At 62.5% G+C, this 14,157-nt stretch carries 15 protein-coding genes; 7 read left to right on the plus strand and 8 right to left on the minus strand.

Annotated elements, in window-relative coordinates:
- Positions 1 to 41 precede the first annotated feature (41 nt).
- Positions 42 to 176: a hypothetical protein gene (locus G9C82_RS20940; RefSeq protein ID WP_023843340.1), complete on the minus strand. Its 135-nt coding sequence runs from the start codon at positions 174 to 176 to the stop codon at positions 42 to 44.
- Positions 177 to 441: 265 nt separating this feature from the next.
- On the opposite strand from G9C82_RS20940, the gene G9C82_RS17475 reads away from it, so the two are divergent.
- A complete protein-coding gene (locus G9C82_RS17475; RefSeq protein WP_007190784.1) occupies positions 442 to 627 on the plus strand; it encodes a hypothetical protein in 186 nt (61 codons plus the stop codon).
- Here the strand turns inward: G9C82_RS17475 and G9C82_RS17480 are convergent.
- Together G9C82_RS17480 and G9C82_RS17485 are read right to left on the minus strand one after the other, a co-directional pair.
- Positions 624 to 1,718: a rod shape-determining protein gene (locus tag G9C82_RS17480; protein ID WP_004957146.1), complete on the minus strand. Its 1,095-nt coding sequence runs from the start codon at positions 1,716 to 1,718 to the stop codon at positions 624 to 626. The two genes, G9C82_RS17475 and G9C82_RS17480, sit on opposite strands and share 4 nt — an antisense overlap.
- A gap of 140 nt (positions 1,719 to 1,858) precedes the next feature.
- Positions 1,859 to 2,344, minus strand: coding sequence for a FlaD/FlaE family flagellar protein (locus G9C82_RS17485; protein WP_004957147.1), 486 nt, complete (start codon positions 2,342 to 2,344; stop codon positions 1,859 to 1,861).
- A gap of 170 nt (positions 2,345 to 2,514) precedes the next feature.
- Here G9C82_RS17485 and G9C82_RS17490 point away from each other — a divergent pair, with 170 nt between their 5' ends.
- Positions 2,515 to 3,420, plus strand: coding sequence for a ParA family protein (locus tag G9C82_RS17490; RefSeq protein ID WP_004957149.1), 906 nt, complete (start codon positions 2,515 to 2,517; stop codon positions 3,418 to 3,420).
- On the plus strand, positions 3,417 to 4,403 hold the full coding sequence (locus G9C82_RS17495; protein ID WP_127014814.1) for a chemotaxis protein CheW: 987 nt from the start codon (positions 3,417 to 3,419) through the stop codon (positions 4,401 to 4,403). Before G9C82_RS17490 ends, G9C82_RS17495 begins: the two co-directional genes overlap by 4 nt.
- 29 nt (positions 4,404 to 4,432) lie before the next feature.
- Here G9C82_RS17495 and G9C82_RS17500 read toward each other — a convergent pair whose 3' ends face one another.
- The gene (locus G9C82_RS17500) at positions 4,433 to 5,575 is read right to left on the minus strand and encodes an NAD(P)/FAD-dependent oxidoreductase (RefSeq protein WP_127014815.1); all 1,143 of its coding nucleotides are present in this window, start codon (positions 5,573 to 5,575) and stop codon (positions 4,433 to 4,435) included.
- Positions 5,576 to 5,683: 108 nt separating this feature from the next.
- Between G9C82_RS17500 and G9C82_RS17505 the strand changes: the two genes are divergently transcribed.
- Positions 5,684 to 6,904 carry a PAS domain-containing protein gene (locus G9C82_RS17505; protein WP_127014816.1) on the plus strand — a complete coding sequence of 407 codons (1,221 nt, stop codon included), beginning with the start codon at positions 5,684 to 5,686 and terminating at the stop codon, positions 6,902 to 6,904.
- Position 6,905: 1 nt separating this feature from the next.
- On the opposite strand, the gene mvaD is transcribed toward G9C82_RS17505, so the two are convergent.
- From mvaD to msrA, 3 genes are all read right to left on the minus strand, one after another.
- Positions 6,906 to 7,880 carry a phosphomevalonate decarboxylase MvaD gene (mvaD, locus tag G9C82_RS17510; RefSeq protein ID WP_127014817.1) on the minus strand — a complete coding sequence of 325 codons (975 nt, stop codon included), beginning with the start codon at positions 7,878 to 7,880 and terminating at the stop codon, positions 6,906 to 6,908.
- 102 nt (positions 7,881 to 7,982) lie between these two features.
- Positions 7,983 to 8,519, minus strand: coding sequence for a cob(I)yrinic acid a,c-diamide adenosyltransferase (locus tag G9C82_RS17515; RefSeq protein ID WP_004957159.1), 537 nt, complete (start codon positions 8,517 to 8,519; stop codon positions 7,983 to 7,985).
- A gap of 126 nt (positions 8,520 to 8,645) precedes the next feature.
- On the minus strand, positions 8,646 to 9,314 hold the full coding sequence (msrA, locus tag G9C82_RS17520; RefSeq protein WP_127014818.1) for a peptide-methionine (S)-S-oxide reductase MsrA: 669 nt from the start codon (positions 9,312 to 9,314) through the stop codon (positions 8,646 to 8,648).
- Between the two features lie 91 nt (positions 9,315 to 9,405).
- On the opposite strand from msrA, the gene G9C82_RS17525 reads away from it, so the two are divergent.
- The 3 genes from G9C82_RS17525 (at position 9,406) to G9C82_RS17535 (ending at position 10,255) form a co-directional block, all read left to right on the plus strand.
- A complete protein-coding gene (locus G9C82_RS17525; RefSeq protein WP_004518162.1) occupies positions 9,406 to 9,576 on the plus strand; it encodes a hypothetical protein in 171 nt (56 codons plus the stop codon).
- Between the two features lie 68 nt (positions 9,577 to 9,644).
- A complete protein-coding gene (locus G9C82_RS17530) occupies positions 9,645 to 9,848 on the plus strand; it encodes a hypothetical protein (RefSeq protein WP_004957167.1) in 204 nt (67 codons plus the stop codon).
- A gap of 38 nt (positions 9,849 to 9,886) precedes the next feature.
- On the plus strand, positions 9,887 to 10,255 hold the full coding sequence (locus G9C82_RS17535; protein WP_004957169.1) for a response regulator: 369 nt from the start codon (positions 9,887 to 9,889) through the stop codon (positions 10,253 to 10,255).
- Here the strand turns inward: G9C82_RS17535 and G9C82_RS17540 are convergent.
- Positions 10,252 to 14,139, minus strand: coding sequence for a PAS domain S-box protein (locus tag G9C82_RS17540; RefSeq protein WP_127014819.1), 3,888 nt, complete (start codon positions 14,137 to 14,139; stop codon positions 10,252 to 10,254). The two genes, G9C82_RS17535 and G9C82_RS17540, sit on opposite strands and share 4 nt — an antisense overlap.
- Positions 14,140 to 14,157 lie beyond the last annotated feature (18 nt).

The raw sequence follows: 14,157 nt of genomic DNA on the forward strand, positions 1-14,157 counted from the left end.
GGCTGACAGTGGACTATCGATCAAAAAGCGGACGGGACCGGTCAGTGAACGCGGGCGTTGCGGGCCTCGGCTTTCCAGTCGATGACGGTTTCGTGACAACTGGGACAGACGAACTCGGTGAGTTTTGTCGTCTGGTCGTTGTATGACATCCGCGTGCCACAGTTGGTGCAATCCATTATAATTGTATATATTCTACTGAAGGATATAAATTTTCTCCTGACCATAGTCGGTCTGGGCGGGAGACAGGCTGTAACAGCCGCTTAGTGGCAGTACATCACATGAGGGGTGGTAAACAGCCACAATTAATAACGAGAGTTGACGGTTCTCCGAAGCGGCTAGCGAGAACAGGGATGGGGAAAGACACAGTCGCTGGGCCCGTTCCGCGTCCGTCAGCCGGTTGTCTGACTTGGCTTTAGGTGTCAGGCTCCTGTAGCCGAGTGTATGCCACGTACCCAACTCGGTGGGGGGTCGTCGCAGGAGCGACAGGGTGGTGGTCTCTCGACCGGCGCGACCAGCCTCGGAATCGACACTGACGTATTCGAACTGCTCTCGGCCGATCGTGGTCACAAGATGGAACAGTCCGAGCCCAGAATCGAGCGGTGGCTGGACTGCTGGCGGAATCCCTAGTTGGTCTCGACGAGACGCGCCGCGATCCGCTGTGCGCCGATGGTCGGCGCGATGTCCGGTTCGTCGGCAGCGATGACATCAATGTCGCGGTTCAGCTCCGCACTGAGTCGTTCTTCGAACTCGTCGACGATGCCGGGGATGCAGGCCATACCGCCGGTGATGGCGATCGGGCGGTCCAGCGCGAGCTGGTACACTTTCATGTAGTCGTTTGCCAGCTCCGGCAGGAACGTGTTCGCCAGTTCGTCGACGGCGTCGTCGAGGTACTCGTTGACCGCGTCCATCACAGAGCGCTCGATAGTGAACTCGTGTGAGCCGCCGCCGGGCTGCTGGATGATATCGGTGAACGGTTCGAAATCGACGAAGTCGGCGTGTTCTTCCTTGTATTCTCGGGCAGTCTGGTTGTCGATGTTGACACGGCCCTGCGTTTCTTCCTCAACGTAGTTGGCGATCATCCGGTCGACTTCGTTCCCGGTCACCGCGCCCGTCGTGAAGGGGGAGAGCTGCTCGCCGCGACGGTACGCGGAGGCTTCGAGGTTCGTCGACCCCATGTTGACAGCGACGAAGATCTCGTCGATAGCTTCAAGATCGTCGCCAAAGGCCGGGATGGAGCCACACAGCGACTCCGGATAGCTCTCGACGAGGTCCAGCCCGATAGAGGAGTTCTCGATGACGTTCTGCAGGTTCTCCAGTCCGGTCGGATTGTCGATAGTCGGGATGGCGTACACGACGCCGCTGTTTGCCGGGATGTCGTGCTCCTCGATGATGGCCTCGAAGAACGTCTTGGTCATCTCGGCCCGGTCAGCGTCCTCGGGGAGCCCCGACCGAAGCATGTACTCGACGCGGTCCGGATACTCGCGGGCCGCTTCTTCGCCGTAGAGGATCTTCTCCTCGCCGGTCAGGGCGTCCTCGTACGTCGCCATGCACGTCAGTGTCTTGATAATCTGGTTCTCCGTGCCGTGTTCGCCCGGCAGGGCAATGACGGTCCGGGTGCTCCCGAGCTTGACCCCGACCGGAACAGCGGCAGCGCCGTCTGACGACACACCGGCGTCCGATTCGGACCCGGTGTCGTCGTCCGCATCCTCGTCACTCATATACGGTCGTCCTTGTCGACCGCCCGATATATATCCTCTCCCTAGTATTCAGGACTGATAGCTGTCCCCTCGGGGAGCTGATACTGAATCCCGCTCAATAACAGGAATTCGGTGGAAAGAATTGGTCCTGAAAACGGACGTTACGTCATCGCAGTGAGCTTCGCAATATAGACGAGACTTAGCATATGGTCGTCAACGCTCAGTTCGTTGTCGTCGTTGGTCGCGGACTCGTCGATACCAAGCAGGTAATCCGAGAGGTCGTCCTGTACGTCCTCGGTTAGCCAGTCGATCGAGCGATAGTAATCGAGCGCTTCGTCGGCTCCCTTATACCCGGAGTGCATCAGGAGGAACTCAAGCCACTCGAAGACCACGAACTCTGCGGCGTAGGTCTCGGGCAGTGCTTCGAGATAGGGCTTCTCCTGTGCGTCACCACTGAGGAACGGCAGCAGTTCACGGTACAGCCCGGAGCGGAACGAACTTCCTGCAAGCACCTCTTCATCGGCGTCGTCAAGCCCCATGTCAAGGTCCGTCGGGTCCGGGACGTCCTCGTCGCCCATCCCGTTGCCCCGCTGACGAGCCATCTTCCGTAACTCGTCGAGGTCGTAATCGCGCGGGTTGATGGTCATGATACTGACTCTTCAATCTACACAATCATAAATCTTGCACACCGTCAGACGGCCGTCATGCACACGCTCGCGGGTGTTTCCGTCTCGTCCGCGTTCCGTCCCCCAGTTGCGACGTTGATAATCGGGACCACATTTTTATAGTGGCTCGGAGTCGACCTGTGGATACTTGGATGATGAACCGGCAATCAGGAACCGGTCCAGCCCGCTTCTGTGTGACCAACGCGAAAGGCGGGACCGGAAAGACGACAGTTGCTATCAACGTAGCCGGTGCACTGAACGACCGCGGCCGGGACGTCCTCTTTATCGACCTCGACCCGCAGGGCAACGCCACGGAAGGCGTCGGCCTCGTCGAGGCGTACGACGCCGACCCGCCGACGCTGTTCGACGCACTGACCGGCGACCCATCGGCGCTGGGTGAGCTAATCTGCGAGGGCGAGGAGATGGACGTGATCCCCTCCAGCATCGATATGCTCCAGGCCGAACACGAACTGACCATCGCCGACCTCATCGCCCGGGTCAACACCCAGGGCGGGGATATCGACCAGGCCGCGCTGGCTTCGTTCGCTATCAACATCACGCCGGAGATGGTCACAGGGTCACACGCGCTCGACACGCTCGACCGGGCGCTGTCGACACTCGATGCCGACTACGACTACGTTATCATCGACTGCCCGCCGTTCTACGGGAAGCTGACCGACACCGGTATGTACGCCGCACAGAACGTCCTCATTCCGGCACTGACTGAGGCCACCTCCGAGCGGGCCATCGAACTGCTGATGGACCAGATGGCCGCGATGGAGCGCCAGACCGACGCATCGATCAACACACTCGGCGTCGTCGCCAACCGCGTCGAGACCACGTCCGAGGACGAGACGATGCTCGAATGGTTCAACATGGCGTTCCCGGACAGCCCTGTCTGGGAGGTCCGCAAGCGAGTCGCGCTCCAGCGCGCGTTCAGCGCCGGCCAGTCTATCTTCGCGACCGAGGAATCGTGCGACATGGCGGCTGTCTTCGAGGACATCGCCGAAGAACTCGACGAGCAGTTCGGCTTTACCGACACAGAGGTACCAGCATGAGTGACGACGAACGCATGGACAGAGCGGAGCGCATCCGACAGATGCGCGAGGGGAACAAGGCAGAAACTACCGACGACACCGCGGAGCAGGACGAAGCCTCCGCGGACGGGTCCGGCAAACAGCCCGACGATGAGGGCGAAACCGAGGCGACGGCGGGCGAGGCCGCCGACGCGGAACCGGCGACCGCCGCCAGCGATGACGCGTCTAACGAAGCGGCTGCGGCCGATGGACAGGTTGCCAATGACGGCGACACCGACACTGACTCCGACAGCGCCGCCACTGACCAGAGCGACACCGACGCGATGGCCGCCGCACAGCGAGCGGCAGAGGCCTCCGCACAGATGACCCCTGAGAACGTCGACGCCGGTGTTGCCGACCAGCCGACGGATGACCTGTCGGCGTCGGCCAGCCCGATGCAGGGGCCGACTGGCGTCGAGTTGCCGGACCAGGAACTCATTGAGGAGGCGATGGCGTCGGACAACACCGCCACGACCGAGGGTGGTGCTCGCGCCGCGGCTATCGACGACGACGCGACCCAGACAGAAGAACTGGTCCGGGTACTCGAATTCGCGCTCGGCGACGAGTACTACTGTCTCGACATCGACTACGTTGAGGAGATTGTCAAACGCGAGTCGGTCACCCGCGTTCCCAACACCGACGACTACGTCGAGGGCGTCGTTGACCTCCGGGGGCAGATTACGACGATCCTCAACCCCAAGGAGATGATGGATATCGAAAGCGACGGGTCGGAGAACCTCATCGTCGTCTTTGATGCAGGTGTGTTCGAGGAACAGGGCGCGATGGGCTGGATCGTCGACGAGGTCCGGCAGGTCGTGCCTGTCGCTGAATCCGAAGTGAACACCGCCCCAGTCGACGGCGATTACATCAACGGTGTCGTCGACCGCGACGGCGAAGACGAATTCGTCATCTGGATCGAACCCGACGACGTGCTCGGGAACGCAACCGCGGACGGCGAGGACTGACGCGCCGGTCGACAGTTGTCGCAGTATTTCTACTCGTTCTCTACCTCGCCGGTAAGATCCAATTCCTCGCTGACGAGGTCGACGGCATTCTGGACGGCACCCACCGTTCCAAGATAGCCCGCGCCGACAGTTGTCTTGAGCGCCAGCGCGGCCCGCCCGGTGAGAACAGAGGGACCAACCTTCGCCACGGCGTCGTCGCCGACCGAGACGAGCCACCCTGGCACGTTGAACTGGTACTGTGTCAGTCGGGGCTGGAACTCGCCGGAGCTACCCTGTAACCGCTCGACGAGTGTTCCAATGTTGTCGGCGGCGACGCGGGCCTCGCGGATGGCCGCCGCTGCGCTTGCTGGCACAGCCTCGCCGTCGCTGTCGACGACCCGAGCGGCGTCGCCGACGGCGAACGTCGACTCGCCGAGTCGGAGGTCCGCCCGGACGACGGGTCGGTCGGCGTCAAGCGCCGGCGACCCCTCGATACCGCCGGTCCAGACGAACTGGTCCATCGTCAGGTCCGAGCCGTCCGTGAGCGTAATGACATCGGCATCGGCCTCGGCCACACCGGTGCCGGTCCTGACTGTCACGCCGGCGTCGACCAGCGCGTCGTGGACGGCCGACTGGAACGACGCCGGGAACGCCGGCGCGACGGCGTCTTCCTGTTCGAGCAGGAGGACCTCGATATCGCTGTCCTCGCGCATCTCGGCCAGTTCGCCGGCTACCTGCACGCCAGACAGGCCAGCGCCGCCGACGACCACCCGGTCGCCGTCACCGAGTTCGAGGAACCGCTCGCGGATCACGTGGGCGTCGTCGAGGCGCTTCAGTGGCGTCGCGTGCTCGCGCACACCCGGGAGCCCATAGAATGCCGTCCGAGCGCCGAGACACACCGCGCCCACGTCGTAGGACAGCGTCTCCGACCCGTCCAGCGTCGCCACGCCGGCATCCGGGTCAACATCGGTGACCGTTGCCTGTCGAATCTCACAGTCGAGGACGTCATCGAGGTCGACGGTAATTTCCTCGGCCAGTGACGGCCGTCTGACGACCCGGTGGAGTTCGTGCTGGACGAGGTGCTCCGTCTGTTCGTCGACGACGACCAGTGAGACGCTGTCGGGGAGAGTCTGTTCGAGCTTTCTGGCGAGCGTGAGTCCGGCGTATCCAGCTCCAAGGACGGCGACGCGCATACTGCCCGGTTGGAACTAGACGCTGATAGACCTATCTCCGCAGAGAGTCGAATCGGCGACCATCGCTCCATTTATATTCATGTACTCCCCCGATTAGGCTAGCCTAAAATGGACGACGGCGCTGAGTTACTTGTTGGTGAGCTGTTTCAATCGCTAGCTGAAGAAGGGCGCACAGAAACGCGCGAAGCGCTGTTGGACGTGTATCAGAACGGCGCCGTCCGTGAGCGAGAGGCGCTGTCTCGGACGCTGCTGTCTGAGCTACTGGCGCTGCTGGACGCTCGGCTCGACCGCGAGACGGAGGTGGAAATACTGGCGAATTCGGTCGGGTCGCTAACGGAGCGCTTCTCAGCCATGGTCCAGTCAATACCTGCCGCAGTGGTGGTGCTGGACGCTGAAAGGTCGATTCAGTTCTGGAACGACGGTGCCGAGCGACTGTTTGGCTGGGACGAGAGTCAGGTAGTCGGGCGCCCGTATGCCGACACGCTGGCCGAATCACCGGAGACGCTCGATAGGCTGCTGACGTCACTTGTCGACGGTGAATCGCTCACCGGCGTCGAATCCTGTCACCGGCACGCCAACGGGTCATCGCTCGACGTGCGGCTGTGGGGTGCGCCACTCACCGGCGAGAGCACGGACGGTGCATCGCTGTTCGTCCACGACATCTCGGAGCAAAAACAACGCGAGCAGCGACTCACGGTCCTCAACCGCCTGTTTCGGCACAACATCCGCAACGACGTGACCGTCATCCGCGGGCATCTGGAGCTACTCAGCGACGAACGGGAGAGCGAGCATATCGACATTATTGCGGACCGTATCGAGGATATCCGTGGTTTGAGTGAGGCTGCCCACCAGATTGAGAAACTACAAAACAGCGACGAGACAGAACAGACAACCTTCGACCCACGTGTATTGCTCTGTGACCGGGCCGGCCGCCTGCAAGCCGAGCACACGACCATCGAACTCCAACAAGACTTGCAGGTCGAGGGCCATGTCGTCGGTCACGAACTCCTGCCGTACGCGCTTGATAACGTCCTCGACAACGCAGTGGAACACAATGATGCCGACACGCCTCAGGTCGACGTGGTAGTCGAACCGGCGGTCGAAGGTGACCGCGTCGTGCTCCGAGTAGCTGACAACGGGCCGGGGCTCCCTGAGACGGAGCAGGCGGTTCTCACAACTGGAACGGAGACACCGCTCACGCACAGCACGGGTACGGGGCTGTGGCTCACGCAGTGGATCGTCCGGGAGTCGGATGGGTCGATCTCGGTGTCGGAGAGCCGGTTCGGAGGAACCGAAGTCGAGATCCGCCTCCGGCAGCCAGTCGACTAGTTCAGAACAGCGCCTTGTCCTCGTCGAGAATCTGTGCGGGGCCGCCAACATCCCAGACGCGGGTGTCGACGCCGCAGTCGGCGACCGTCTCTTCGACGCGGCCGACGTACTCCTCAGTCGTATTGATGTAGACGCTCGCGCCGGTGTCGACGGAGAAGTACACCGGCACGTCCTCGGTGTTCCGGAGTTCTCTGACGGCGTTGAATATCTCGATGGTGCGGGGCTGCCAGTACACCCAGCCGGCGGGGCCGGTCATTGTTGCGGCGGCCAGCGACAGGGAGTCTTTCTCGGCGAGGTCGAAGACAGCGTCGAAATCGCCGTCGTACAGCGCGTCGCGCATATCCGAGATCTGGCTGTGAATGTGGGCCATCCGGGATTCGAACATGTGGCTCTCGGCGGCCTCCTTGTGGGCTTCCTCGGTTTCCTTGTAGGATGGGACCATCCCGGCGACAATTCGCAGGTCGTCTTCGAGGTCCGTCTCGATGCGCTCGCTCCGGCAGTCCCTGTCGTTCATGCCGGTCCGGAGGTGAGAGAACGCACCCGTCACTGCGCGGGCGGCCGAGGAGGAGCCGCGGCGTGCGACGGTCGAGATTTCCGGTCGCGTCATGTCGAGACCGGCCGCCTCGACAAGGGCCATCGCCGCGGCGGCAAAGCCGGATGAGGACGATCCAAAGCCGATGTTCGTCGGGAAGTTGTTCGCCGACTCGAAGCGGACGCCGTGGTCGATGCCGGCGAGGTCGCGGACGTGGTCCACGACGGCGTCGATACGCTCGGCCCCGCGGCCGGTGACCGTTTCGCCGTCGATGACGTACACGTCCTCCTCGCGGTTCGGGTCGAAGGCGGCCGTCGTCTTCGAGTGGCTCGGCGCGGTACAGACGGAGATGCTGTCGTGGTACGGCAGTCGCAGTTCCTCGTCGCGCATCCCGTGGTACTTGACCAGCCCCTGAATCGGATGTGCCTTCGCGGTCGCTTTCATACCTCACCCTTCCGGGCCGGTCACTTTGCTATTGCGAACCGCCGGCGCTGGCGTGGCGTCGAGTCACCGATACCTACCTGCCGGACAAAAGTGGTGTAGTCGTCAGTACTCGGGGTTCTCCTCGCGGATGCCTTCACGCTTGTTGACGAGGCGGGCAAGCGTAAACAGGGCGTCAGAGAGCCGGTTCAGGTAGATGATAGCCGTCTCATTGACGCCAGCCTCCTCGGCGGCGAAGGAGACACAGCGGCGCTCTGCGCGGCGACAGACCGCGCGGGCGTGGTGGAGCTTCGCCCCGGGTTCGGACCCGGATGGGAGGATGAACGATTCGAGCGGGTCCAGCTCTGAGTCGGCCTCGTCGATGAGTTCTTCCAGCGTCTCGACGTGGGACTCCTGTATCCGCGGGTCGCCCTCCTCTGGGCTGGGGTTGGCGAAGTCGGCCTGCACGATGTGGAGATGGTTCTGGACGACGCGGAGCTTCTCGTCGATGTCGTCGTGACCGGTCGGTCTGACGACGCCGACCAGCGCGTTCACTTCGTCGACGGTGCCGTACGCCTCGATGCGGCGGCTGTCCTTCGAGACCCGCTCCATGTTCCGGAGGTCTGTCTGGCCCTGATCGCCGCGGCCGGTATAGATAGTCATAGCTAAATCTGACACTGCCAGCGTCTTATAGCCGTGGGCGAATCCTTTGGGAGCGTGGGCGGCCGAGTCCCGTGGCAAGCATAGGCGACCGAGCCTCGTGGCGACTGTGGACCGCCGGCACCGCGTTCAGAGTCGGCGGCGGACCTCCGAGAGCGCAGCCGGTGAAATATCCAGTTCGGCAAACAGCGCCTCGCGTTCGTCGTCCTCGCCGTGGCCGGCGACGAAGCCGTTGAGCCGGGCGGCGGCCGTCGAATCGACGAACGCGTCGCCGTAGGTGTCTTCGAGTTCGTCGGCGACTACTGGCGTCGAGCGGAGTTCGTACTTCTGATGGTAGTCTTCCGCCAGATAGAACTGGTCGAGTGTTTCGATGGCCGTCTCAACGGTCTTCCCTGTCCGCGATTCGAGGTCGTCTCGTGTCCGCTTGGCGGCCTCGCACTGCTGGTCGTCGTGTGCCAACACCACGCCGCGGTACTGGCGCTTCAGGGGTGCAGAGAACGGTGCATGATTCGCCCAGAACACGTCCAGCAGCGCTTCGTAGCTCACCGTGTCAGGGTTGTACTCGACCTGCACAACCTCGGTGTGGTCGCCCAGCGAATAGTAGCTCGGGTCCGGTTCCGTTCCGCCAGCGTAGCCGACCCGGGTCCTGACCACACCTGATGTCGCGCCGAACCGCGCGTCCGGGCCCCAGAAACAGCCCATGCCGAACGTCGCCGTTGCAGTCGCCGACGGCGGCGGTGCCTCCGCATCGGCAGCCAGTGCTGTTGGATGGGTCGGCTCGTACGCACTCGGAGTCATACTGAAAGACAGGGGTTCGAGTGGTTTGCCTGCTTCGCCGTCCCGAGTGGAACCGGGAAATTCAACTGTACCCCCGCGGAAACTACTCGATATGAGCCTCGAACTCGAACACTACTGCCCTGAATGCGAAGAGTACCGCGATTTCTGGAAGGTCGCGAGCACGACGATGCATCTGGGAACCAAAGTCAAGTGGCACTGCCCGGAGTGTGACTACGGGTTCGTTCGTATCAACGGCGAAGTCGACACCGGGCAGGCGGCATAGCTCTCCGGAGCGGTATAGAGACCTCTTAGCAGCCGTTTTACACTCTCCCCGAGAGATATCTACTACCGATGAATCTCGACCCGGATGGTGCAGGGAGCGCGACCACCGAACAGGCGCAGGCCCCGCACGAGCTGTCGATGACCGTGGTTGAGTACACCGGTGAACCGGACCGCTGTACCGTGTCACCACGGGGGCTTTCCGGCATTGCCAAGCTATCGACGTGGATTACCGTGGACAAGCGAGTCGTGGTCGACCTAGATGCGATGCGGTGACCGAGAGTTTTTATCGGGGAACCACAGACATAGAATCGATGAGTATCGAGGTCCTACTGGTAGACGAGGACGTAGACGTTCTAGAAATCGTCGGGACGTTTCTGGGACAGGAAGACGGATTCGAAATAACGACGGAGGCCGACCCAGAGGCGGCACTGGACCTGGCCACTGACGGCGATTTCGACGCAGTCGTCAGTGACTACAAGATGCCCCGGCTCGACGGGATGGAGCTGTGTGCCGCGCTTCGGGAGAACGGCGTTGACATCCCGTTCCTGCTGTTTACGGCCCGTGAGCACGACGATGTCGCAGATGCCGCCACAGAGCACGGCGTCACTGCCGTGGTCCAGAAAGGGACGGGCACGGAGCAGTACAGCGTGCTCGCCGACCGGATCCGCGACACTATCTAGACGTCTATCCGGGGCAGTTTCAGCGTGACGACTGCCCCGCCGTCCGAACCGCTACCGAAGTCCACCGTGCCGCCGTAGGTTTCGGCCACCCAGACGACCAGCCACAGGCCGAGTCCGGTTCCGTGGCGCAGTTGCGTTATTGGTTCGTCGCCCGTCACAACATCGAGTTCGTGCTGTGGAATCCCCGGCCCGTCGTCAGCGACCGTGATAGAGACGGTTTGTCGGTCCACCTGGACGTCGACGCGGACCGAAGGGTCATCGCCGCCGTGTTCGAGGCTGTTTTCGACGAGTTCGCCCAGAATTCGATGTAGCCGCCCGTCACCCGCCGTAACCGGCGTCTCCGGGAGGTGTGTTTCAATTTTGCCGGCGTGCTTATCACGATGCGATGACACGATATCCGTGATAGTCGCTGACACCTCGACCGGGCCCGTGCCAAACTGGTCGCGGCGCACGGACCGCTCCATATCGCGTGCGCGCTCGCTCAGCGACGCCATCTCTTCGGCCTTTCGCTGGAGCCTGTGGAGAATGGAGCGATGATTCTCATCGTCGATTCGCTCGTCCAGCGCGTCAGCCATGCCAAGGACGACGGTCAGGTCGTTTCTGAGATTGTGCCGCAGGACCCGGTTGAGCAGTTTCAGCCGGCGCTCACGCTCGCGCTGTTCGGTTATGTCCGTGTAGATACCGAACCCGCGGACGCTGTCGCCGTCCCGGCTGTATGGCACGCCCCGGAAGAGGAAGTCACGGAACCCTGTCTCGGTCATCAGTCGGAGTTCAGTCTGGAAAGGGTCGCCGTCTGCCTGTCCATCGTCAAACTGGGGTAGTTCGTCGTTCGTAGTGTCCGGCAGCCGGAGGAGGTCGGATAGGGGACTGTCGACGGCCGTGTCCTGACCGTACCCGAACACGTCGGAAAACGCGGGGTTGACTGATCTGACGACCGACTCATCCGCAACTGTCTCCGTCTCGATGACGGCGTCTGGAAGCGTGTTAAACAGGTACGAGAACCGGTCGCGTTCGTCTTCCAGCTCTGCCCGCGCCTGCTTGAGTTCAGTCAGGTCCCGGACGACGCCGACGGTACCACGAAACTGGTCCGCGTCGATCAGCGACACCTCGATCTCTGCCGGGCGCTGCTCTCCGTGTGCCGTTTCCAGCGCCGTTTCGAGCTGGACCGCCCCGGTTCCGCCCTGCTGACAGAGGTCACCGATGCGACATGTAAACTCATCAATCGCGTCCTGATCGAGAACAATGCGCGGGTGCTGGCCCAGAAGCGTCGCCCGCTCGTAGCCGAGCCATTCCGCGAGCGGTTCGGTGACCAGCTGGAACCGGCCTTCGTCGTCGAGGACGTACATCATATCACGGACATTTTCGACCACTGATTCGTACCGCAACAGGCTCCGCTCGCGCTCGACGCGGTCGAACGCGGCGGCTGCATTGGACGCGAGAATCTTCCCGACGGAGACATCCGATTCGGTGAACTCGTGTCCCTGTTGCGCACCGACACTCACGACACCGTGGTCACCTATCGGGAGGTACATCGTCGCCGACAGAACGTCGGAGTCGTAGTTGTCGACCCGGTCGAACTCGTCGATGACCAGCGGGTCGCCGCGCTCGAACGCTTCTCCGGGAAACCCCTCGTCGGCGTTGTATACTGGCCGGTCCGGGACTTTGTCGCTGGCAGCGGCTGGCCGGAGCGTGTCCGTCTCCTCGTCGTACAGCCGCACAAGCGAGTGGTCGAACCCGAGGTCCGACCGGGTCGCCTCGATGACCGTTTCGGCGACTTCCTGGGGCGTCTGTGCCTGCATGAGCGACCGGGTCGTGTCCAGTAGTCCGGACAACGCCTCGTCACGCCGTTTCTGCTCCGTGATATCCCGAATAACGCCTGCGGTCCCGGCGAATCGCTCGTCGTCGTCGTACAGTAGCGTCATGTGGTCTTGCGCAGGGAACGACCCTCCCGACGCCTGCTGGATCGCCAGTTCGAACGTCTCCTCGTCGTCGCGGTCCTCGAATATCATCTCCTGAACGATGGATTCGGCGCGCTCGACGACGCCGTCGTTCTTGATGAAGCCGGTGTACGAGCCAAGCAGTTCTTCCTCGGAGTAGCCCGTCAGGTCGGTCATCGCCTGATTGACGAACTGGAAGTACCCTTCGGAGTCGAGGGCGTACACGCCGTCGTCGACCGCCTCGATGATGTTCTCGTACCGTTCGAGTTCGTCCTCACGGTGGCGGCGTTCGAGTTCGTGGTTGACCCACTCAACGAGCAGTTTCATGAACGCCTCCTCGCTATCGGAGAACGACTCCGACCGGGCCTGTTCGTCCCCGAAACAGAGCGTTCCGTATGGCTCGCCGGCGACCGTGATGAGGCCACCGGCGTAGCACGCGATGCCGCTTTGCTGGTACACGTCCGCCGCGTGTCCCCCCTCGGTGGTGGCATCGGCAATCGCATAGAGGTCACCGGAGTCGAGCACTCGCTGGCAGTAGGTATCCGCAAGCGGCGTCTCTGTCCCGGATTCGAGAGGGGTGTTCCCAGTGACCGTCTGGATTTCGTGGACTCCGTCCTCGATACGGCTCAGGTAGCCAAACGCCATGTCGAGTCGGTCCAGCCCGATTTCGATGACTCGACCGACGGTCTCGGCCTCGCTGAGTCCGTTTCCGGTAGCAAGCTGTGTCAGCTCCTGTAGCGAGTCGTTGTTGGCACGCAGCGTCCGTTCGCGCTCCTTGCGTGCTGTGATATCCGTGGCGATGGCGACGAGACGCGGAGCCTGTGCGTCGCGTTCCTCGATGACTCCGCGCGTCCGGAGCCACCGCGTCTCCCCGTCGACGTCGGTACGGAACTCGGCGTCGACTCGTTCATCGCTTTCAGACACCCGCTCGAACGCCGCTTCGAGCGACTGGCGGTCGTCGGGGTGGATATACTCGTAGAACGCCGAGGCGGTGCCTTTGAAGGCCGTCGGTGTCGTCCCGAAGAGTTCCGCGGTCGCCTCGTCCCAGACCATCTCGTCAGTTTCTAGATTCCACTCGTAGACGCCGGTGTCCGTTCCGTCCAGCGCCAGGTCGAGTCGCCGGTTCGTCTCTTCAAGGGCCCGTTCGCGCTCCTTTCGGTCGGAGATGTCCCTGAGAACGCCCGTACAGAACCACTGCCCGTTTCGCTCGAAATCGCCGAACGACACCGCGACGGTCAGCTGGTCTCCGGCGGCGGTCACGAGCGGCAGTTCGAGGTAGTCCCAGTCGACGTTCCGGTCGCCAGTCCGAAGGTATCGATCCAATCCCTCGAAGTGAGCGCTTCGCAGATGTTCGGGAATGACTTTCGCGAAGTCGTCGCCAACTAGTTCCTTGCGGTCGTAGCCCGTCAGTTCGACAGCCTCGTCGTTTGCGTATACGACCTCGCTGTCGGCGTCGATGGTGACGACGGCGTCGGAGATACTGCCGGCGATGGCATCAAAAGAGTCTGCAAGTTCCGGCGGGAGCCGCGTCGGCCGGTCATCGGGAGCCGCCGGTGGGTCGCTCTCGTCGTCCCGGCCTGTCGGTTCGCGTCCCTGCGTCACGATGTCGTACACCCGATCTGTCAGCGACACTTCGCTGCGAGGGACGTACTCGGTTACATCAAGCCGTGTCGCGCGAGCGGCGACCGTCCCGTCTGGCTCGGCCGTACAGAGAACGACCGGGAGCGCGTCGTACTGCTCACGTATCGCCGCTAACACATCTAGCCCGGTTTCTGACCCTGACAGGTGCTGTTCACAGACGACGGCATCGTAGCCGTGCTCGGCCAGTTCCGACAGCGCGTCCCTCACGGTGGCGACTGCCGTGACTGAGACCGGTGCGTCAGGTATGGCTGTGTCCGCGTCTTCGCCGGCAGGGCATACGTACAACAAATTCGGCATATCGGACATAGCGTTCCGTTGTAACTG

The organism is Haloarcula sp. R1-2 (assembly GCF_011627385.1).
GTDB lineage: Archaea > Halobacteriota > Halobacteria > Halobacteriales > Haloarculaceae > Haloarcula > Haloarcula marismortui.